Raw genomic sequence first — 20,475 nt, forward strand, 5'->3', positions numbered from 1 at the left:
GGAGGGCGGGAAGGCCGGTGCATCCCGTTTTCCGGCGGGCGCGCGAGCGGTCGTGAGTGAATGGCCCGCATGAACGAACTCACCGACGGACTCACGGGTTTCACGCACGCGTACGACGGCGAGCGGCTCAGCGTGGTGGGCGCCGGCCCGGCCGGCCGGGCCACCGCGGTGCTGCTGCACGGGGCCGGCAACGGCAGCAAGGAGCGGCTGCTGCCGCTGGTCGCCGACTTCGCCGCCCGGGGCTGCCGCGCCCTGGCGTTCGACTTCTCCGGGCACGGCGACAGCACGGGCGCGCTCGCGGAGCTGAGCCTGCGCCGGCGGTACGAGCAGGCGGTGGCGGTGCTCGACGCGCACGCCCCGGCGGACGACCCGCTGGTCCTGGTCGGCTTCAGCATGAGCGGCCAGACGGTCGCGGACCTGGTGCGGCACTACCGGGGCCGGGTGGCGGCGGTGGGCCTGTGCGCGCCCGCCGTCTACTCGTCCGCCGCCTGGGAGGTCCCGTTCGGCACGGGTGACAGCCGCTTCTCGGAGCTGATCCGCACCCCGGACGGCTGGCGGCGCTCCCCCGCCCTGGAGGCACTGCGGTCGTACGGGGGCCGCGCGGTGCTGGCGGTCCCGGGCACGGACACGATCATCCCGCCGGAGGTGACGGAGGCCGTGCAGGAGGCCCTGTCGGCCCGCGCCCGGTACACACGCTTGGAACTCCCCGACGCCGAGCACATGCTGGGCCTGTGGTTCCGCGATCACGCCGAGGACCGCCGGGCGTTCGTGACGGCGCTGCTGGAGGGGTGACCGGCGGCGGACGGACCGCCGTAAGCGGCCCCGGCGATCCCGGCGGCACGGTCTCGTGCGGCCCGCGAGGCAGGCACGGTCACGGCCGCCGGGCCGCCGGGCGCTCAGCGGGCGTAACGCATCAGCGCCCGCACCATGTGGCACGTGGTGTCGGAGGGGGGCCGCATCCCGATCCGCTCGGCCGTGTCGCGGATCGTCTCGTTCCGGGCCTGGTCCGGCAGATAGGTCCCGGAGTCCAGCAGGGCTATGGCGAGGCGCATGGCCTTCAGACGCCGGTTGTGCGTGACGTACCACTCGCGCGGCCGTCCGGCCGGCAGCGGTCGCTTCGCCACGGGCTCGTAGGGCGAGTCGAACAGCACGGGACGCTGGGCGGTGGACTGGGTCGGCAACGGCTTCGGCTTCAGGGCGGCAGCGGGCACGGGCATCCTCCTGTCGCGGTCAGGCAGTCCCCGGGGCTCCGGCGACTTCCTCGAACACTGCTTCCAGTCTACCGGCGGGCACTGACAATCACAGGGGCGCGAAGGCGCACGAAATCCCAGGTGGGCGCGGAATTTGAAACCCTGTCACCAGCGGTGACGGTGGTACCGGCGAGGTGTCGCTAAATCGAACAGAGCCGGCGCTGAGTACGGTGTCCCCCATGGAGATCTGGATCAACCCGGCCTGTTCCAAGTGCCGCAGCGCCATCACCCTGCTCGACGCCGAGGGGGCCGAGTACACCGTCCGGCGGTATCTGGAGGACGTGCCGAGCGCGGACGAGATCAGGGCCGTACTGGAGCGGCTTGACCTCGAACCGTGGGACATCACCCGCACCCAGGAGGCGGCGGCCAAGGAGCTGGGGCTCAAGGAGTGGCCGCGGGACGAGGGCGCGCGGGACCGGTGGATCGCCGCGCTCGCCGAGCACCCGGGGCTCATCCAGCGGCCGATCATCACCGCGGACGACGGAACGGCCCTGGTGGCACGCAGCGAGGAGGCGGTACGCGAGGCCCTCGCCCACAACAAGGGCTGAAGGGGCCCGCCTCCCTTGCGACGAAGGTCAGCCCGACGGGTCGCACCGGCACTCCGCCGTACGCGACCCGGAGCGCCCCGCCGGCGCCGTACACGACCCGGAGCCGCCCGCCGCCGTCGCACCCGGCGGCACCTGGCGGGACCCGGCGGGGCCCGGCGCCGTGACCCGCACCACAGAACGTCCGGGTAACACGGGGTTCACCTACGGGCAACGGACGGGAAACGGCCTGTTGACAGGCTGCGCGGCAGATCGAGCGGTGCCCCGGTGCCGCAGCGCAGCGGCACCCGTGCGGGTGCGCCCGACCCACTCCGAAGGATGTGGCCCCCGTGACCTTCAAGGCCGAGTACATCTGGATCGACGGCACCACGCCGACGGCCAAGCTCCGTTCCAAGACGAAGATCATCACGGGTGCGTTCGCCGGTCTCGACGCGCTGCCGCTGTGGGGCTTCGACGGCTCCTCCACCAACCAGGCCCAGGGCCACTCCTCGGACCTCGTGCTCAAGCCGGTCTTCAGCTGCCCGGACCCGGTCCGCGGCGGCGACGACGTCCTGGTGCTGTGCGAGGTCCTGGACACGGACCTGCGGCCGCACGCGTCCAACACCCGGGCCGCGCTGGTTGAGGTCGCCGAGCGGTTCGCCGCGCAGGAGCCCGTCTTCGGCATCGAGCAGGAGTACACCTTCTTCGCCGGCTCCCGTCCGCTGGGCTTCCCCGAGAACGGCTTCCCGGCCCCGCAGGGCGGCTACTACTGCGGTGTCGGCGCCGACGAGATCTTCGGCCGTGACGTCGTCGAGGCGCACCTGGAGAACTGCCTCAAGGCGGGCCTGGGCATCTCCGGCATCAACGCCGAGGTCATGCCCGGCCAGTGGGAGTTCCAGGTCGGCCCGCTGGCCCCGCTGGCGGTCTCCGACCAGCTGTGGGTGGCCCGTTGGCTGCTGTACCGCACCGCCGAGGACTTCGGCGTCTCCGCGACCCTCGACCCGAAGCCGGTCAAGGGCGACTGGAACGGCGCGGGCGCGCACACCAACTTCTCCACCAAGGCCATGCGCGAGGGCTACGACGCCATCATCACCGCGTGCGAGTCGCTCGGTGAGGGCTCCAAGCCGCTGGACCACGTGAAGAACTACGGCGCCGGCATCGACGAGCGCCTGACCGGTCTGCACGAGACCGCCCCGTGGGACCAGTACTCCTACGGCGTCTCGGATCGCGGTGCCTCGGTCCGCATCCCGTGGCAGGTCGAGAAGGACGGCAAGGGCTACATCGAGGACCGCCGCCCGAACGCCAACGTCGACCCGTACGTGGTGACCCGCCTGATGGTGGACACCTGCTGCACCGCGCTGGAGAAGGCCGGCCAGGTCTGATCCGTCCCGCACCGACCGGAGGCGCCCGCCGTGACGGCGGGCGCCTCCGTCGCGTACCCGGCCCCCGTCGCGTACCCGGCCTCCACGCGTGAGGACCGGCCCAGCGGGCCTCCCTACGGCGGCCGTTGGCGACCGCGCCGGTGGACGGACGAGCCGCGCTGTCCGAGGGGTGAGACGCCGATCCGGACGCCGTCCACCCCTAAAAGGCCGCTGACCAGGGCGGGAAGGCCGGTTCGAGGGTGGACGCAACGTCAAGTCCACACCAAGGAAGCGTCCAAGCAGTGAGAGAAGACTCCTGCCCGCCGCGCGCCTCTGCTTCAATGGGCCCATGGCCAGCTTCCAGCAGATCACCGCGACGGGTCGCCATGACCTCGAGCCGTTCTGGCCTTCCCGTCAGCACCACGACTTCGACCGGGTGTGTTGCCGCGCGACGAACGCGCGGGCCCTTTAAAGCCGTACACCCCGGCCTTCGGCCAGCGCGACACGACGTACGTCCGCCGGCGCGTCCGACCACGAATCGGAGCCGCCGCACCTTCCGACGAACTCCTCGCGTGAAAGAGCTGACCTCTCATGGCGACCACCCGCTCCCTCTCCACCGCCACCCTGGCCACCCCCGCCCCGAACGGCACGCGGCACCGGCTGCGTGCCGTCGACCGGGACGAGGTGGTGGACGTCGCGGACTTCCTGCCGCCGGGCGCCACCTGGCTGCCCGCGCCGCAGCACACCCTGCCCGCCCTGCCGGGACAGCCGCCGATGGTCGGGTACCTGGTGCTGGTCCCGGCCGACCAGCGGCCGCCGTTCCTGCCGGTCGCGGTCCCGGACCAGCCGGAGACCGAGCCGGAGCCCGGCACCGACCCGCTGGTGCGGATCGACCCCGTGCAGCGCACCGCCAGCGTCGAAGGCCGTGAACTCGACCTGACCTACCTGGAGTTCGAGCTGCTCGCGCACCTGGTGGCACACCCCAACCGGGTGCACACCCGCGACCAGCTGGTCACCACGGTGTGGGGGTACGGCCACGTCGGCGACGGCCGCACCGTCGACGTCCACATCGCCCGGCTGCGCCGCAAGCTGGGCGACGGGCACCGCCAGGCGATCCAGACCGTGCGCCGGGTCGGCTACAAGTACACGCCGCCGACCGGCCGCTGACCCTTCTGCCGTCGGCAGACCGCCGCGCCCTCGCGGGCCTTGGCCGGGCAGGATCACCGGCATGAGACTTCTGGTGCTGGGCGGTACGGAGTTCGTGGGGCGGACCGTCGTGGAGGCCGCGCTCGCACGCGGCTGGGAGGTGACCGTCCTCAACAGGGGACGGCACCGGCCCCCGGCCGGGGCGCGGTCGCTGCGCGGCGACCGCACCGCGCCCGGCGGTCTCGCCACGCTCGCCGCGGACGGCGGCGCCTGGGACGCGGTGGTCGACACCTGGTCGGCCGCCCCGCGCGCCGTGCACGAGGCGGCCCGGCTGCTGCGCGGCCGGGCCGGGCGGTACGCGTACGTCTCCAGCCGGTCGGTGTACGCCTGGCCCCCGCCGCCCGGGGGCGCGGAGCAGGCGCCGCTGGTCGAGGGCGCCGCCGCCGACGCCGGGCCGAGCGACTACGCGCGTGACAAGCGCGGCGGCGAACTGGCCGCCGTCGGCGCCTTCGGCGCGGCGGACACGCTGCTGGTCCGGGCCGGGCTGATCCTCGGCCCGTACGAGAACGTCGGCCGGCTGCCCTGGTGGCTGTCCCGGATCGCGCGCGGCGGCCCGGTGCTCGCCCCCGGCCCCCGGGAGCTGCCGCTCCAGTACATCGACGTCCGCGACCTCGCCGACTGGCTGCTCGGCGCACTGGTGAAGGGCCTGAGCGGCCCGTACGACCTGGTGGGCCCGCCCGGCCACACCACCGTGGGCGAGCTGCTGCGGGCCTGCCTGGACGCCACCGGCGCGGACGCCGAGCTGTGCTGGACCGACCCGGAGACGGTGCTGGCCGCCGGGATCGAGCCGTGGACCGAGCTGCCGGTGTGGGTGCCGCCGGGCGGCGAGCCGTACGACGCGCTGCACCGCGCGGACGTGTCACGGGCGCTCGCGACGGGACTGCTCTGCCGTCCGGTGACCGAGACGGTGGACGGCACCTGGCGCTGGCTGACGGCGCTCGGCGGCACCGCGCCCCAGCGGCCGGACCGGACCGCCCCGGGCCTGGCCCCCGAGGTGGAGGCCCGGGTGCTGGGCACGGCCGGGGGTGTACCTGGCACCACCCCCTGACGTGGGGCTCCGCCCCGTGACCGGGTCGGCCGGCGCGCGTGAACTGCTCGCCGACGGCGACGGCGGGATCGGCTACCTGCTGAAGGATCGGGTGTTCGACGCGGAGCAGTTCGCGGACGCCGTACGCCGGGTCGCGGCCGGTGGCACGGCGATGGACCCCCAGGTGATCCAGCAGTCGCTGTCCCGGCGGTCGGCCGGCGACCCGCCGCTCGGCCGGCTCACCCCGCGGGAGCGGGAGGTGCTGGAGCTGATGGCGCAGGGCCGGTCCGACGCGGGCATCGCGGCGCAGCTGGTGGTGACGGAACGGGCGATCGCCAAGCACACCTCCGACATCTTCGCCAAGCTGGGCCTGGAGGTCTCCGACGACGACAACCGGCGCGTGCCGGCGGTGCTCGCCTGTCTGGACCAGGATCGCCGACCCGCCGACCCTCCGGACCTTTCGCTCCGGCGGTCCGGCGCTCCGGCGCTCCGGCGGGGAATCCGGCGAGCGGTGAACACCTCGGGGGCGGCGTCCGTATGGAAGGGCGCCGCTTCACTCCTGTCGGGCGCCCGATGCCGCCCCACGAGGAAGTCAGAGGAGTTCCATGGGACGCAACACACGAAAACGCCGTACGCCGCCGGCCGCCAGGGCCGTGGCCGCAGCGGCGGTCTTAGCGCTCGGTGGGGGCGGGCTGGTCTGGGCGAACTTCCACGCCTCGGCGCACGAACCGGACCACCGGTCGTGGGGAGGCGACGCGACCAAGGCCGCGCCGGCGCGGGTCACCACGGTCTCCTGCCCGGACGTCGGCCAGCAGCTGACGAACGTGCCGGACGCGGCCCGCCGGGACGTGGCGAACGAACTGGCCGGCCTCGACCGGCAGATCACCGAGGCGTACAGCCGGCTCGCCGCCACGCGGGACGCGCAGGCCAAGGACGCGGGCTTCGTGCAGAACGCCATCGTCGGCCCGCTGAAGGAGAAGCGGGCGGCGGCGATCGACCGGATCGGGACCGACGTCCGGCGGGCCGGGGGTTCCTTCGACGACACATTGGGGCGGCTCGCCGCCTGCACCGCGCAGACCGCCGACCGGACCACCGCGGGCGGTGACGGCCGAGACGGCGGCGGAGGCCGGCAGAACACCGGCGGCTCGCAGAACCAGGGAGGTCAGCAGAACGAGGGCCGGCCGCCGGGCGGCATCGGCGGGCAGGCCGGCAACGGCCCCGTCGCGGCCGACTTCGTGGACATCACCAAGGTGGCACCGAACGTCCAGGGCAAGCCGCCCAGGCTTCGCACCGCCTCGACGGGCACGTTCACCACCCGCTGCGGTGTGAACGCCAACAAGAACCACAACACCGACAACGTGATCGTGGCGCCCGGCGTGGCCAACGGCGCGCACCACCTGCACGACTACGTCGGCAACCAGAAGGTCGACGCGTTCGCCGACAACCGGACGTTCCTCCAGGGCGGCACCAGCTGCCGCAACCGCGCCGACCTGTCGGCGTACTACTGGCCGGTCGTCCGCGTCCAGGACGGCTCCCGGGACTTCGACCAGGACCGGGACGGCGGCGGCAAGGAGGGCAACGTCGGCCGCGTCCTGACCCCGGTCCAGGCCGAGATCAAGTACGTGGGCAGCCCGGCGGCCAAGGTCGTCGCGATGCCGCGGTTCCTGCGCGTCATCACCGGTGACGCCAAGGCCGCCACCAACGGCCCGGTGAACGCCAACGCGCACTGGAGCTGCACCGGCTTCGAGAACAAGGTGCAGCTGACACAGCAGTACCCGATCTGCCCCCGGGGCAGCCGGGTGGTGCGCTCGTTCGCCTTCCAGAACTGCTGGGACGGGCAGAACACCGACAGCGCCAACCACCGCACGCACGTGGCCTTCGCCGACCCGGCGAGCGGGGTCTGCCCGCCCGGGTTCAAGACGATCCCGCAGCTGACGATGCGGCTCGTCTACGCCGTCGACCCGCCGGCCGTGCGCGACGGCCGGGTGGTGAACGCCTACGCGGTGGACGGCTTCCCGGAGCAGCTGCACAAGGCGGTCACCGACCACGACGACTTCATCAGCGTCACGCGCGACGGTCTGGCCGAAAGGATCGCCGACTGCCTCAACCGCGGCCGGAACTGCGCCTGATCCCACCGCGGCCCCCGGACAGAAGGCCGGTGACGATCCCCCTCCCGTCACCGGCCTTCGCCGTGCCCGCGGTCCGTGTCAGCCGCCGTGCGCGTGGTGGTCGGCGCCGGTCTCCAGATCACCGCCGAGCGTGCCGCGCAGCGCCTCCACCACCCCGCCGTCGCCCACGGCCACCCACTTGCGGCCGACCAGGTAGTGACCGCCGTAGTCCTTCGCGTCGTCGATCCACTCGCGCTGGCCGCGGTCGGTGGCGAAGGTGGCGAGGACGAACCTCCCCGCGCCGGTGCGGCAGACGGCCTGGCGGATCTCGTCGGCGTCGGTCTGCATGTCGGGTCTGCACCGCACCTCGGCGGCGAGGCGCTCCAGGCTGCCGGTCGCGGTGGGCGGCACCGGGTCGGCGCTCCGGTCCGCGCCGCAGCCCGCCAGCGCCAGTACGGCCGTCCCGCACAGCAGCGCACTCGTCAGCCTCATCCGTTCCTCCGGTCCAGGTGTGCCCAGCGTGCCCCGTTCCCCCGGATACGGCTCCCGCGCGCGATGCGCTCAAATCCGATGACCGCGTGCGCACGGGTGTGCGAAGGTGGCGCGGTGAACGAGGACTGGGAAGACCGCGTGGCCGCCGCCTGGGCCGCCTTCGACGCGTATCCGGAGGAGCGCGCGCACGAGTTCCGCGCGCGGATCGACGCGCTCGCCGCCGAACTGCCGGACGGCGACCCGCTGGGCCTGTTCGAGCGGGCCTGCGCCTGGGACTCGACCGGTCACTCGGACAAGGCGGTGCCGCTGTACCGCGAGGCGCTGGCGCGCGGACTCGGCGCGGCGAGCCGGTACAAGGCGCGCCGGGCGAAGATCCAGCTGTCCAGCTCGCTGCGGAACATCGGCGAGGCCGAACAGGGCGTCACCCTCCTCACCCCCGAACTGGACGCGCCCGGCGACGAGTTGGACGACGCGGTGCGGGCGTGTCTCGCCCTGTGCCTGTCCAGCCTCGGCCGCGACCGCGAGGGGCTGTCCCTGGTGCTCGGCGCGCTCGCCCCGCATCTGCCGCGCTACCAGCGGTCGATGGCGAACTACGCCCGCGCCCTGGTCGAACCGGAGGTGTGAACCACCCGTCCGGCGGTGACCAACCACCGGCTCGCTCGTTGGCCCGGACGTGCAGTCACAGGATGTCTCCCCACGTCACGCGGCCCCTTCCGGCGGCGCCGGCCCGGTCGCCGTCGAGCAGGCCGAGGCCGCGCTCGTCGAGCACTACCCCCGGCTGGTCCGGCTCGCCTACCTCGTGCTGCCGCCGGGCCTCGGCCGCGGCCGCCGCGTGCTGACCGCACACGCCCTCGTCCAGCGCGCCCTGCCCCGGGGCCGCCGACGGCCGTCGGTGATCCCGGCGCAGACCTCCGGCCGGGAGGTCGACCCCGGCTACGCCTATCTGCGGGAACGCGTCCTGCGCTCGGCCCTGGCGGCGGCCCGCCCCCGCGGCGGCCTGTCCCGCCTCGTCCCCGTGTCGCCGACGCTCCCGCGGGTGTGGGGCCTCACGCTGTTCCCGCACTCCGGCGGCGCGGACGAACTCGCCCTGGACCAGAGGCTGTCGACGCTGTCCGGCCCGGCCCGGGCCGCCTATGTGCTGCGCGGCCTGGAGAAGCTGGCCGACCCGGACGTCTGCGGACTGCTCGCGTCCGCCGGGGTGGCCGATCCGGGCGGCGCGCTGGCGGCGGCGAACCGCGTGCCCGCGCACCCGGGACTGCTCTCCTCCCCCGAGTTCGACGCCTGCTCGCTGCAAGCCCGGCCCACCGATCCGGTGCGCCGCCGCCGGCACACCAGGGCCGTGCTCGCCGCGGCCGCCGCGCTCACGGTGGGCGGCGCGCTGGCCGTCCTGCCGGGCCGCGGCTGGGGCCCCGACGGCGCCGCCGCGCCGGTCTACGCCCAGAACCCCGCCGCGCAGGCCGCCCTCGACCCCGGCAGGCTGACCCGGGTCTCCCCCGCGGCCTGGCGCACCTCCGCGCGCACCGACTTCTCCGTGTGGCCGGCGCGCGGGCCGCTCACCGGCGACGAGGCCCTGCTGCGCCGCGCGCTCGCCGTGTGGGCCCGCCCCGGGGAGCGGGTCCGGGTGTCGGCGACCCCCGGCACCCAGACCGGCGGCCCGGCCGGTCCGCCCCGGTTGCTGTACGCGGGCGAGGTCGACACCGCCCGCGTGGTGATGTTCTACGACGGCCTGCGCATCGTCCGCTACGCCGAGCCGGCGGACGGCACCCGGGGCGCGGTCCTGGACCTGGCCCGGGTCGACGGCGCGGCGGACGCCGGGGCGGGCGCGCTGGTGCTGGGCCGCTCCGACGGCAACGTCCGCTATCTGACCGCCCCGTGGGTGACGAAGGCGGCCCAGCGGGACCTGACGAAGCCGGACGCCGCCGCGAAGCCGCTGGCCCTCGCCGACGGGGTCACCGCACCGCTGGCCGCCCCCGCCGCGCGGACCGGCGGCTGCACCTCGTGGACCGTGCTCCAGCTGACCGACGCCGCCGGCACCCGGCTCTCCACCGATCTCGGCGAGCTGGTCCCGGCGCACCTGACGGCCGGCCGGCCCGGCGCGGCCGGGGAGGCGTCCGGTGCGCGGGGCCTGCACACCTGGGCGCCGTTCGCCTGCTCGCTGGCGGCCGAGCGCTCGGCGGGCGTGCGCAGCGTCAACGCCTGGGCCTACGCCGAGCAGCCGCTGCCCGACGGCAGCGGGTCCGGCACCTGGGTGTGCACCCGGGCGGAGACCTGGCGCGGTGACGGCACGGCCGCGCTGGCACAGTTCGGCACGCCGGGCGGGACGGCCGGCGCGGTCGTCGCCAAGGGCACGGACGTGCCGGCCTGCGGGCCGCGCGATCCGCAGGTGCTGGCCGGGGTGCTGTGGAAGTCGGCGGCCGGGCACTGGTACCTGCTGGCGGCGGGCGGCGAGGAGACCGCGTCGATCACGGCGTCGGGCGGGATCACCGCGTCCGGGCCGGGGCCGTTGCTGACGGCGAAGGCGCGGCAGGGGGCGCGGGCCGATCTGACGGGCACCTTGGCGGACGGCCGGCCGATCAGCGGACTGCACTGACCGCCACGCTGTTGACGGTCGCGTAAACAAGCTCGGCCACAGGGGTTCTCACACGCCTTACCGATCAGTACATTGACGCCATGTCTAACACGCAGTCCCGGCCGGTCGAGTCCGAGCGGATCGCGCTCAAGGCTCGCAACGTGTCCTTCTCGTGGCAGGACACACCGCTGCACTGGGTGCCCGGCGACCCGTTCACCACGCACACCATCAACGTGCTGCACCTGCTGCTGCCCGCCGGCGAGCGGTGGTTCGTGCACGTGTACAAGCAGGTGCTGCCACTGATCCGGGACGACCGGCTCCGCGAGGACGTCCTCGGGTTCATCGGCCAGGAGGCCATGCACTCCCAGGCCCATGACGAGGTGCTGCCGCACCTGCGCGAGCTGGGCCTGGACCCGACGCCGTACACCGCGCAGGTCGACTGGTTCTTCGAGAAGCTGCTCGGCGACCGCACCCTGCCGCCGGGCCGGGCCCGCCGCTGGTGGCTGCTGGAGCGGGTGGCCCTGATCGCGGCCATCGAGCACTACACGGCGTTCCTCGGCGACTGGGTGCTGAACGCGGCCGAGCTGGACCGGCGGGGCGCCGACCCGACCATGCTGGACCTGCTGCGCTGGCACGGCGCCGAGGAGGTCGAGCACCGGTCCGTGGCCTTCGACCTCTTCCAGCACGTGGACGGCGGCTACCGGCGCCGGGCGCGCACCTGGGCGACGGCCTTCGGCGCGCTGGTGTTCCTCTGGCAGCGCGGGATCCGCTTCTTCCTGGAGAACGATCCGACCCTCACCGATCCCAGGGCGTCCTTCAGGGACTTCCACCTGCGCGGCCGGCAGGGCCTGCTGCCCGCCACCGGGGACGTGCTGCGCTCCGTACCGCGCTACCTCAGCCGCGACTACCACCCCTCCCGGGAGTGCTCCACCGCCCAGGCCGTGGCGTACCTGGCCGGTTCCCCCGCCGCGCTCGCCGCCGAGCAGCGGGAGGCGGCGTGATGCCCAAGCCGCGGACCGTCGCGCTCCTCGCGGGCGCCGCGCTGCTCACCCGGCGGGCCCTGCGCCGCCGCGTCAGGCGCTCCCCGCTGTGGCCGCTGCCCGCCCTGGACCCGCCGGTCTCCGGCCGGGCGCGCGCACGGGTGCCGCGGCTGCTGCTCACCGCCCACGAGACGATCGCCGACGGGGTCGTACGGCTGCGCCTGGAGGGGTCCGGGCTGCCGCGCTGGGAGCCGGGGGCCCATCTGGACCTGGTGCTGCCGTCGGGGCTCGTACGGCAGTACTCGCTGTGCGGGGACCCCGCGGACACCTCCTCGTACACGGTCGCCGCGCGGCTCGTGCCGGACGGCCGGGGCGGCTCCCGCGAGGTGCACGAGCAGCTCACCGAGGGCATGGAGCTTGAGGTGCGCGGCCCGCGGAACCGCTTCCCGCTGACCGCCGGGGCGCCCGCGTACGTCTTCGTCGCCGGCGGTATCGGCATCACCCCGATCCTGCCGATGCTGCGGGCCCTGCCGGACGGCACCGAGTGGCGGCTGCTGTACGGCGGGCGGACCCGGGCGTCGATGCCGTTCCTCCAGGAGGTCCGGGAGCTGGCGGGAGAGCGGCTGACGCTGGTGGTGGAGGACGAGGACGGACGGCCGGACCTCGCCGCGCTGTTCGCGGACACCGCCGGGGGCACGGCCGTGTACTGCTGCGGTCCCAAGGGCCTGATGACGGCGGTGGCACAGGCGCTGCCCGAGGGCGCCACCCTGCACCTGGAGCGGTTCGCGCCCCGCACCGGCGCCGGCGGCGACACGGAGTTCGAGCTGGAACTGCGGCGCAGCGGGCGGACGCTGACGGTGCCGGCCGGCTCCACCGTGCTGGCCGCCGTACGCGGCGCCCTGCCGGACACCGCCTACTCCTGCGAGCAGGGCTTCTGCGGGACCTGCCGGCAGCGGGTGCTGGAGGGGGAGATCGACCACCGGGACGAGCTGCTCACCGACGCCGAGCGGCGCGACTCGATGCTGATCTGCGTCTCCCGGGCGCGGAGCGACCGGCTGGTGCTCGACATGTGATCACGGGCGGCCGAATCCGATCGGTAAGGTGTTCGCATGAGTACCGGGGTTCGCCGCAGGATGGGCGTCGAGGAGCGTCGGCAGCAGCTGATCGGTGTCGCCCTCGACCTGTTCAGCCGACGCTCGCCCGACGAGGTCTCCATCGACGAGATAGCCACCGCCGCGGGGATCTCGCGCCCGCTCGTGTACCACTACTTCCCGGGCAAACTCAGCCTGTACGAGGCCGCGTTGAAGCGGGCGTCGGAGGACCTCGCGAGCCGTTTCACGGAGCCGCACGAGGGCCCGCTCGGCGCCCGGCTGCTGCGCGTGATGCGCCGCTACTTCGACTTCGTCGACGATCACGGCCCCGGTTTCTCGGCCCTGATGCGCGGCGGCCCGGCGGTCTCGGCGGACGGCATCGGTACGAAGGAGCACGTCTCGGCCACCCACGCGCTCATCGACTCCGTACGGCAGGCCGCGTACGAGCAGATGCTGGCGCACCTCGGCGTGGCCGAGGCCTCGCCGCGGCTGGAGCTGGTGGTCCGCTCCTGGATCTCGCTCGCCGAATCGACGGCCCTGCTGTGGCTGGACGGCCGCCGCGTCCCGCGCGCCGAGCTGGAGGTGCAGCTCGTGCACGACTTCGCCGCGCTGGCCGCCGTCAGCGCCGCCCAGGACGCGGACATGGCCGCGCTGCTGCGCACCATGGTCGCGGACGAGCCGGCCGACGGCCCCTTCGCGGAGCTGATCGGCCGGCTCATCGCCCTGGGTTCCTAGGTCCTGTCGTCAAAATCCCGCCGTCCGCCCGGAGGGCGGGCCTCGCGGCGTCAGGTGCGTGCTCTGGGGGTCCCCCCGGCCGAAGGCTGGGGTAGTGCCGGGCCCCGGCCCTCGTACTGGACGTGCTCGGGTCTGGGGCCGGTGCGGCGAGTGGGGGCACCTCCCACGCCCTTGAGGCAGTGGGGGAGCGTGCATGGCGTCGCGAGGCAGGCAGGAGTTTGACGACAGGGCCTGGGACGGGGGTGCGGCACCCCGGGGGCGCCGGCCATCTCGGTATCACAGGCGGGAACCCCTTGCGATTACGGCTCTTTCGGGTCCGACCCCTGCGCCACGGCGCGGCTCCGCTGCCGGGCGCCCGCGCGAACGTACCGCCCAACGAAAGCTTTCAGCAAGGGTCTTGAAACCATCGGAAAGAGTTTTCACCGGTCCCCGCTTCCTGGCGGCCGGTGCGTCCGGCGAGGCCCGGTTGACGTTTCAACCGGCAGCTCGCTCCCCTCGCCCGGTCTCCGGATGCAGGTGAGCGGCGGGTCCCCTACCGTGGGAGGTGGAGCGCGCGTCCAGGGTGTCCCTCTCTCCTGTCGCCGGGTGCGGCTGTCGGTCCGACCGCGAGAACCACCACGGGAGACGTCCGGTCACCGCGAGAACCACCACAGGAGCCGTCATGGCCACGCCACCTCCAGCCGATCGTCCCGTCCCGGCCCGCCTCCTCGCCGGCATCAGGCTCGTCAACGGAGCCGCCGGTCTGCTCACGCCGGAGCTGCTCATCCGCCGGTTCGACCCCGGCCGTGAGCCGCCCAGCGCGGCGGCCGTCTACGCCTTCCGGCTCTTCGGCATCCGTACGGTCCTGCTCGGTCTCGACCTGCTCGGCCACGGCGGCGACCGGCTGCGGGCCGACCTGCTGGAGGGAATCCTCATCCACGGCAGCGACACGGTGACGGCGGCCACGCTCGGTGTCCGCGGGCAGGTCCCGCCCCGCACCGCCGTACTGACCACGCTCGTCTCCGCCGTCAACACCGCCCTGGCCGTCACCGCCGCCGTCGCGCTCCGCACCCCGCCGCGCACCTCTGCCAAGCGCGACCGCTCGCGGTGCGGACGGTGTTGACCGCGCGGTCCGGTGCCGCCACGCGACACGACCAGGAGCCACTCAAGGAGCATCCCCATGAGCACGCACCGAAGCGCCGGACGGCGGCGCGCCCCGGCCGGATACCGCACGTCGCTCCCCTGGCGGGTCGTCACCTCCGCCGCCGAGTGGGTCGACCGCCGCCTGGGCTGGGACAGACTGCCGGTCGTCGCGGGCCTGCTGACGCTCTTCGGTCTGCGCGTCAGGCTCCGGCAGAAGAACCTGTACGACACCGGCCGGCTGCCCTCGGCCGGACTGCCCGAACCCGCGCCCCCGTCCGCGCGCCACCGGGTCGACCGGACCGCCGACGGCAGCCACAACGACCTCGGCGACCCCCGCATGGGCATGGCGGGCACCCGCTTCGGCCGCAACATCCCGCTGGAGGCCATCGCCCCCACCGCGCCCGGCGACGTGCTGGCCGGACCCAGTCCGCGGGAGGTCAGCCGCGCGCTGCTCACCCGCGACGGGCTGATCGCCGCCGAGTCCGTCAACTCCCTGGTCGCCGCCTGGCTCCAGTTCATGATCCGGGACTGGTTCAGCCACGGCACGAGCCCCGTGGACCGGCCCTGGGAGGTGTCGCTGCTCGACGACGACCCGTGGCCGGAACGCCCCATGCGCATCATGCGGACCCCGGACGACCCGACCCGCGACCCGCAGGCGCCCCCCGGCACGCCGGACACCCGCGTCAACGTCTCCTCCCACTGGTGGGACGCGTCCCAGATCTACGGCAGGAACGCGGCCGAGCAGCACCTGCTGCGCACCGGCGAACTGGGCCGGCTGCACCTGTGGGACGGCGAACGGTCACCCGTCCCCGCCGACCCGTCCCAGGACCCCACGCGGGTCCCCGGCTTCTGGCTGGGTCTCGCCATGATGCAGGACCTGTTCACCCGGGAGCACAACGCGATCTGCGGCCACCTGCACGACGCCCACCCGTCCTGGGACGACGAGGAGCTGTTCCAGCGCGCCCGGCTGGTCAACGCCGCGCTCCTCGCGAAGATCCACACCGTGGAGTGGACACCGGCCGTGATCAGCCACCCCACCACCGTCAAGGCGCTGCGCGCCAACTGGTGGGGCGTCGCGGGCGAGCGCGTCCACGACCTGTTCGGCCGGCTCGGCGGCAGCGAGGTCCTCAGCGGCATCCCCGGCGCCCGCACGGACCACTACGGCGTCCCGTACGCGCTCACCGAGGAGTTCGTGGCGGTCTACCGCATGCACCCGCTGGTGCGGGACGACTGGCACCTGCGGTCCGTCGCCGACGACGCGACCCTGCGCCACTGCACCCTGCGGGACATCTCGGGCCCGCAGGCGCTGAAGTTCCTGGAGACCACGGAGATGGCCGACCTGCTCTACAGCTTCGGCACGCTCCCGCCCGGACTGGTCACCCTGCACAACTTCCCCCGGTTCCTCCAGGAGTTCGAGCGGCCGGACGGACACCTCCAGGACCTCGCCGCCACCGACATCCTGCGCTCGCGGGAGCTGGGGGTGCCCCGCTACAACGAGTTCCGGCGGCTGCTCAGGCTGAGGCCCGCGGCGGACTTCGCCGAGCTGGCGCACGACCCGGCGACGGCCGAGCGGATCGAGCGGCTCTACGACGGCGACATCGAGAAGGTCGACCTGATGGTCGGGCTGTACGCGGAGAAGCTGCCGGCCGGGTTCGCCTTCAGCGACACGGCGTTCCGGATCTTCATCCTGATGGCCTCGCGCCGGCTGAACAGCGACCGATTCTTCACCACGTACTACACGCCCGAGGTCTACTCCAGGGCGGGCATGGCATGGATCGACGACAACAGCATGACCACCGTCCTGCTGCGCCACCACCCCGAACTGCGCACGCCCCTCGCCGGGCTGGCCAACGCCTTCGTGCCGTGGCACCGGACGGACCGGGAAAACGCCTGAGCCGGTGCCCCTCCCGGGCGGCGTACGGGGCCCGCCGCCCGGGGGCGGCGGGCCGTGGCGGAGCGGGCGGCGGGGCGGGCCGGACGTCAGACCGCGGTCGAGAACCAGACCGTGGTGTCGGCCGGCACCTTCGCCTCGCCGTCCGCCTCGGTCACCTCGCCGCTGGAGAGCAGGACCCGGCCGTAGGACGGGGTGGTCACCGACTCGCCGGTCGTGTTCGCGACGCACACGAACGCGCCCCGCCGGAAGGCCAGGACGCCCTCGGGCGCCCGCAGCCACTCCACGGCGTCGCCCGCGCCCAGGTCCGGCTGGGACCGGCGCAGGCGCAGCGCGGCGCGGTACAGCTCCAGTGTCGAGCCGGGCACTCCCTCTTGCGCCTCCACGCTCAGCCCGCCCCAGACCGGCGGCTGGGGCAGCCAGCTGCCGCCCTTGCCGAAGCCGTAGGAGGAGCCCTCGCGGGTCCACGGGATCGGCACCCGGCAGCCGTCGCGGAAGCCGTCCTGGCCGGCGCCGCGGAAGTACGCCGGGTCCTGGCGCACCTCGTCGGGCAGGTCCACGACGTCCGGGAGGCCCAGTTCCTCGCCCTGGTAGAGGTAGGCCGAGCCGGGCAGGGCGAGCATCAGCAGGGTGGCGGCGCGGGCGCGGCTCAGGCCCAGGGCGCGGTCGCCGGCCGTGCGGATCTGGGTGCCGAGGCCGGGCGGGTTGGCGAACCGGGTGGCGTGCCGGGTGACGTCGTGGTTGGACAGCACCCAGGTGGCGGGGGCGCCGACCGGGCGCATCGCCTCCAGCGTGCGGTCGATGACCGCGCGCAGTTCCCCGGCGTCCCACTCCGTCGCCAGGTACTGGAAGTTGAACGCCTGGTGGAGTTCGTCCGGGCGGACGTAGTTCGCGGTGCGCTCGACGGTGGGGGTCCACGCCTCGGCGACGAAGATGCGGTCGCCCGAATACTCGTCCAGCACGGTGCGCCACTGGCGGTAGATGGCGTGCACGCCGTCCTGGTCGAAGAACGGCATGACATCGCTGCCCAGCAGTTTCAGCTGGTCGTGCGAGCCGAGGTCGGGCAGGCCCGCCGCCTTGACCAGGCCGTGGGCGACGTCGATGCGGAAGCCGTCCACGCCCCTGTCCAGCCAGAAGCGCAGGATCGAGCGGAACTCGTCGCCGACCGCCGGGTGCTCCCAGTTGAAGTCGGGCTGCTCGGGCGCGAAGAGGTGGAGGTACCACTCGCCCGGGGTGCCGTCCGGCTCGGTCACCCGGGTCCAGGCCGGGCCGCCGAAGATGGACTCCCAGTCGTTGGGCGGCAGTTCGCCGTCCTTCCCCTTGCCGGGGCGGAAGTGGTAGCGGTCCCGCAGCCGGGAGCCGGGGCCCTCGGCGAGGGCGCGCTTGAACCACTCGTGCTGGTCGGAGGAGTGGTTGGGCACGAGGTCCACGATGACGCGCAGGCCGTGCGCGTGGGCGTCGCGGATGAGCGCGTCGGCGTCCGGCAGGGTGCCGAACATCGGGTCGACGGCCCGGTAGTCGGCGACGTCGTAGCCCGCGTCGGCCTGCGGGGAGGCGTAGAAGGGGCTGAGCCACACGGCGTCGACGCCGAGGTCGCGCAGGTAGGGCAGGCGGGAGCGGACGCCTGCCAGGTCGCCCATGCCGTCGCCGTCGCCGTCGGCGAAGCTGCGCGGGTAGACCTGGTAGATGACCGCGTCCCGCCACCAGTCGCGGCGTTCGGCGACGGTGGCGGCGGTGTGGCGGGCCGGTGCGGCGGAGGGCTGCTGGCTCATGACGTCCTTGATGCGTAACGGGTGCACGGTAGCGGGCGGTGGGGCGGCGGGCCTAGGGCGTGTCTGACAATTCGCGTCGTCGTCCGAAGGGCGGCCGCGCGGCGTCAGGTGCGTGCTCTCGGCGTGCCGGCTCCAGGCCCTCGTACTGGACGTACTTGGGTCTGGGGCCGGTGCGGCGAGAGTGCGTGCATGGCGCCGCGCGGCAGACGGGAATTGTCAGACACGCCCTAAGGAGGTGCGGGGCGGGCCGCGGTGACCGCGGGGTCGGATGGGCACCGCGGCCCGGCGCGGGAGTCCGTCGGGCGGGCATCAGCCCTTGGTGCCGCCGGCGGTGAGGCCGGTGACGAGGTTCTTCTGCACGAGGTAGAAGAACACGGTCACGGGTATCGCGATCAGCACCGCGGTGGCGGCCATGTAGTTCCACTGGGCGTCGTGCTCGCTGACGAAGGTCTGGAGGCCCACGGCGAAGGTGTACTTGGAGTCGTCCAGCAGGAAGGTCGTCGCGAAGGCGACCTCGCCGACCGCGGTGATGAAGTTGTAGAAGGCGGCCACCGCCAGGCCCGGGCGGGCCAGCGGCAGGATCAGCCGGAAGAAGGTGCCGAAGGGGGAGAGTCCGTCCACGCGGCCGGCCTCGTCGATCTCGAACGGGATGGTGTCGAAGTAGCCCTTGAGCAGCCAGGCGCTGTACGGCACGGCGGTCGAGCAGTTGATGATGATCAGCGACCAGTAGCTGTCGATGAGCCCGAGGTCGCTGAAGATCTCGTACATCGGCACGATCAGGATGGCGATCGGGAACGCCTGCGTGAGCAGCAGGACCCACATCAGCTGCTTGTAGCCGGGGAAGCGCATGCGGGAGACCGCGTAGCCGGTGGTGGCGGCGACGAGGACACCGATGGCGGTGGTGCCGAGGGCCACGATCATCGTCGACTTGAACCAGTCGAAGAATCCGGTGTGCTCCAGCACGAAGCGGTAGTTGGAGAGGGACAGCTTGCCCGCGATCCCGCTCGGGTGCAGGTAGTCCTGCTTGTCCGGGCCGAGGGACAGGTAGCACAGCCAGGCGACCGGGGTCAGGGCGATCAGGCTCGCCACGACGAGGCCCCCGTGCAGCAGGGCGGTGCCGAGCGGGCCGCGCTCGTCGCGCCCGCGCACCCGGCGCCGGGGGGCGGGGCCGGCGGCGGGGGCCCCGGCGGCGGTGTCGGTCTTGTCCAGGGTCGTGGTGCTCATGGCGGATGCTCCTGCGGCGTCAGACGGCGAGCTGGTCATTGCGCTTCAGCCAACGGAAGTAGAAGGAGGTGAAGACGGTCAGGATCGACAGCAGCAGCACGCCGTAGGCGGCGGACTGGGCGAAGTCGCGCGGCTGCTGGCCGAAGCCCAGCGCGTAGGCCCAGGTGACGAGGATCTGGGCGTCCGGGGCGGAGTTCTTGCCGAACAGCAGGAAGATGATGACGAACTGGTTGAAGGTCCAGATGATGCCGAGCAGCACCACGGTGGAGCTGACCGAGCGCAGACCGGGCAGGGTGACGTGCCGGAAGCGCTGCCAGGCGCCGGCGCCGTCCATCTCCGCGGCCTCGTAGAGCGTGGGGTCGATGGACTGGAGGCCGCCGAGCAGCGAGAGCATCATGAACGGCACACCGCACCAGGTGTTGACCATGATCGCGGCGAACCGCTGCCAGAAGGTGTCCTCCAGCCACTGCGGCTGGGGCAGGTGCAGCGCGCCGAGGACCTGGTTGAGCGCGCCGGAGTCGGCGAGCATGATCCGCCAGGAGAAGACGGTGACGAAGGTCGGCACGGCCCAGGGCAGGACGAGCAGCAGCCGGTAGGCGGTGCGGCCGCGCAGCTTCTGGTTGAGCATCAGCGCGAGGCCGAGGCCGATGGCGTAGTGCAGGGCCACGCAGGCGGCCGTCCAGACGACGGTCCACAGGAAGTGCGACCAGAACCGGTCGTAGGCCGTCGGGCCGAACAGGATGTCCCGGTAGTTGTCGAGGCCGACGAACCTGTAGGTGGCGTCGATGTGGTTGACGCCGATCGTGCGCGCCGAGTTCAGGCTGTTGGCGTCGGTGAGGGTGAGGTAGAAGCCGCGTGCGAGCGGGTAGCCCACGAGGGCGCCCAGCACGACGACCACCGGGGCGATCATCGCGTAGGCGTACCAGTACTTCTGCAAGCCGTTGCGGACGCGCCGTCCCAGCCCGGGCCGAGGCGCGCGGTCACCGCGGCGCTTGCCGGTCGCGCGGTCGATGGCGACTGTCATGGTTCGACACCTTCATTGGTTCACGAGTGGGGGCCGGGCACGGGGCCGTGGCCGCCGGATCCTCTCCCCCCGTCCGCTGCCGGGAGGATCCGACGGCCA

The 20,475-nt window shown here is 73.5% G+C and carries 18 protein-coding genes and 1 pseudogene; 14 read left to right on the forward strand and 5 right to left on the reverse strand.

Translation table 11 applies throughout. From position 1 onward, the window contains the following. Positions 1–69: 69 nt before the first annotated feature. Positions 70–792 (forward strand): alpha/beta hydrolase, encoded by a 723-nt coding sequence (locus IF37_RS0119055; protein ID WP_030743849.1) that lies wholly within the window; start codon positions 70–72, stop codon positions 790–792. A gap of 104 nt (positions 793–896) precedes the next feature. On the opposite strand, the gene IF37_RS0119060 is transcribed toward IF37_RS0119055, so the two are convergent. Further along, positions 897–1,211, reverse strand: coding sequence for a hypothetical protein (locus IF37_RS0119060; RefSeq protein WP_030743851.1), 315 nt, complete (start codon positions 1,209–1,211; stop codon positions 897–899). Between the two features lie 218 nt (positions 1,212–1,429). Between IF37_RS0119060 and IF37_RS0119065 the strand changes: the two genes are divergently transcribed. The 6 genes and pseudogenes from IF37_RS0119065 (at position 1,430) to IF37_RS0119090 (ending at position 7,497) form a co-directional block, all read left to right on the forward strand. After that, complete coding sequence (locus tag IF37_RS0119065; RefSeq protein ID WP_030743854.1) at positions 1,430–1,798, forward strand: arsenate reductase family protein; 369 nt, start codon at positions 1,430–1,432, stop codon at positions 1,796–1,798. A 326-nt stretch (positions 1,799–2,124) separates the two neighbouring features. Then, positions 2,125–3,156: a glutamine synthetase gene (gene glnII, locus IF37_RS0119070; RefSeq protein WP_030743857.1), complete on the forward strand. Its 1,032-nt coding sequence runs from the start codon at positions 2,125–2,127 to the stop codon at positions 3,154–3,156. A gap of 570 nt (positions 3,157–3,726) precedes the next feature. Continuing rightward, positions 3,727–4,302, forward strand: coding sequence for a winged helix-turn-helix domain-containing protein (locus IF37_RS0119075; protein WP_030743859.1), 576 nt, complete (start codon positions 3,727–3,729; stop codon positions 4,300–4,302). A 61-nt stretch (positions 4,303–4,363) separates the two neighbouring features. Continuing rightward, complete coding sequence (locus IF37_RS0119080) at positions 4,364–5,389, forward strand: NAD-dependent epimerase/dehydratase family protein (RefSeq protein WP_030743862.1); 1,026 nt, start codon at positions 4,364–4,366, stop codon at positions 5,387–5,389. Positions 5,390–5,423: 34 nt separating this feature from the next. Beyond that, positions 5,424–5,804: pseudogene (locus IF37_RS42250) on the forward strand (LuxR C-terminal-related transcriptional regulator); the annotation flags it as partial. A 169-nt stretch (positions 5,805–5,973) separates the two neighbouring features. Beyond that, the gene (locus IF37_RS0119090) at positions 5,974–7,497 is read left to right on the forward strand and encodes a DUF1996 domain-containing protein (RefSeq protein WP_030743868.1); all 1,524 of its coding nucleotides are present in this window, start codon (positions 5,974–5,976) and stop codon (positions 7,495–7,497) included. A gap of 78 nt (positions 7,498–7,575) precedes the next feature. On the opposite strand, the gene IF37_RS0119095 is transcribed toward IF37_RS0119090, so the two are convergent. After that, positions 7,576–7,968, reverse strand: coding sequence for a hypothetical protein (locus IF37_RS0119095; RefSeq protein ID WP_030743870.1), 393 nt, complete (start codon positions 7,966–7,968; stop codon positions 7,576–7,578). Positions 7,969–8,046: 78 nt separating this feature from the next. Here IF37_RS0119095 and IF37_RS0119100 point away from each other — a divergent pair, with 78 nt between their 5' ends. The 7 genes from IF37_RS0119100 (at position 8,047) to IF37_RS0119130 (ending at position 16,359) form a co-directional block, all read left to right on the forward strand. Beyond that, positions 8,047–8,592: a tetratricopeptide repeat protein gene (locus tag IF37_RS0119100; RefSeq protein WP_173456909.1), complete on the forward strand. Its 546-nt coding sequence runs from the start codon at positions 8,047–8,049 to the stop codon at positions 8,590–8,592. Between the two features lie 49 nt (positions 8,593–8,641). Beyond that, positions 8,642–10,558, forward strand: a complete 1,917-nt coding sequence (locus IF37_RS0119105; protein WP_030743872.1) for a hypothetical protein — start codon at positions 8,642–8,644, stop codon at positions 10,556–10,558. An 80-nt stretch (positions 10,559–10,638) separates the two neighbouring features. Continuing rightward, positions 10,639–11,538 (forward strand): metal-dependent hydrolase, encoded by a 900-nt coding sequence (locus IF37_RS0119110; RefSeq protein WP_030743873.1) that lies wholly within the window; start codon positions 10,639–10,641, stop codon positions 11,536–11,538. Then, entirely contained in the window at positions 11,538–12,590 is a 1,053-nt protein-coding gene (locus IF37_RS0119115) for a PDR/VanB family oxidoreductase (RefSeq protein WP_030743874.1), read from the forward strand. The genes IF37_RS0119110 and IF37_RS0119115 overlap by 1 nt, the downstream gene beginning before the upstream one ends. Positions 12,591–12,626: 36 nt before the next feature. Then, positions 12,627–13,343 (forward strand): TetR/AcrR family transcriptional regulator, encoded by a 717-nt coding sequence (locus IF37_RS0119120; protein WP_106981802.1) that lies wholly within the window; start codon positions 12,627–12,629, stop codon positions 13,341–13,343. Between the two features lie 661 nt (positions 13,344–14,004). Continuing rightward, entirely contained in the window at positions 14,005–14,445 is a 441-nt protein-coding gene (locus tag IF37_RS0119125; protein WP_063886396.1) for a hypothetical protein, read from the forward strand. Between the two features lie 57 nt (positions 14,446–14,502). Continuing rightward, on the forward strand, positions 14,503–16,359 hold the full coding sequence (locus IF37_RS0119130; RefSeq protein ID WP_030743877.1) for a peroxidase family protein: 1,857 nt from the start codon (positions 14,503–14,505) through the stop codon (positions 16,357–16,359). An 86-nt stretch (positions 16,360–16,445) separates the two neighbouring features. Here IF37_RS0119130 and IF37_RS0119135 read toward each other — a convergent pair whose 3' ends face one another. The 3 genes from IF37_RS0119135 to IF37_RS0119145 all read right to left on the reverse strand — a co-directional run bounded on the left by IF37_RS0119135 (position 16,446) and on the right by IF37_RS0119145 (position 20,376). After that, positions 16,446–18,128, reverse strand: coding sequence for a glycoside hydrolase family 13 protein (locus tag IF37_RS0119135; RefSeq protein ID WP_030743879.1), 1,683 nt, complete (start codon positions 18,126–18,128; stop codon positions 16,446–16,448). 309 nt (positions 18,129–18,437) lie between these two features. Beyond that, on the reverse strand, positions 18,438–19,352 hold the full coding sequence (locus IF37_RS0119140; protein WP_030743880.1) for a sugar ABC transporter permease: 915 nt from the start codon (positions 19,350–19,352) through the stop codon (positions 18,438–18,440). A 19-nt stretch (positions 19,353–19,371) separates the two neighbouring features. Further along, positions 19,372–20,376 (reverse strand): carbohydrate ABC transporter permease, encoded by a 1,005-nt coding sequence (locus IF37_RS0119145; RefSeq protein WP_030743881.1) that lies wholly within the window; start codon positions 20,374–20,376, stop codon positions 19,372–19,374. Between the last annotated feature and the right edge of the window lie 99 nt (positions 20,377–20,475).

Origin of the sequence: Streptomyces sp. NRRL S-31 (assembly GCF_000718775.1) — a bacterium.
Lineage (GTDB): Bacteria > Actinomycetota > Actinomycetes > Streptomycetales > Streptomycetaceae > Streptomyces.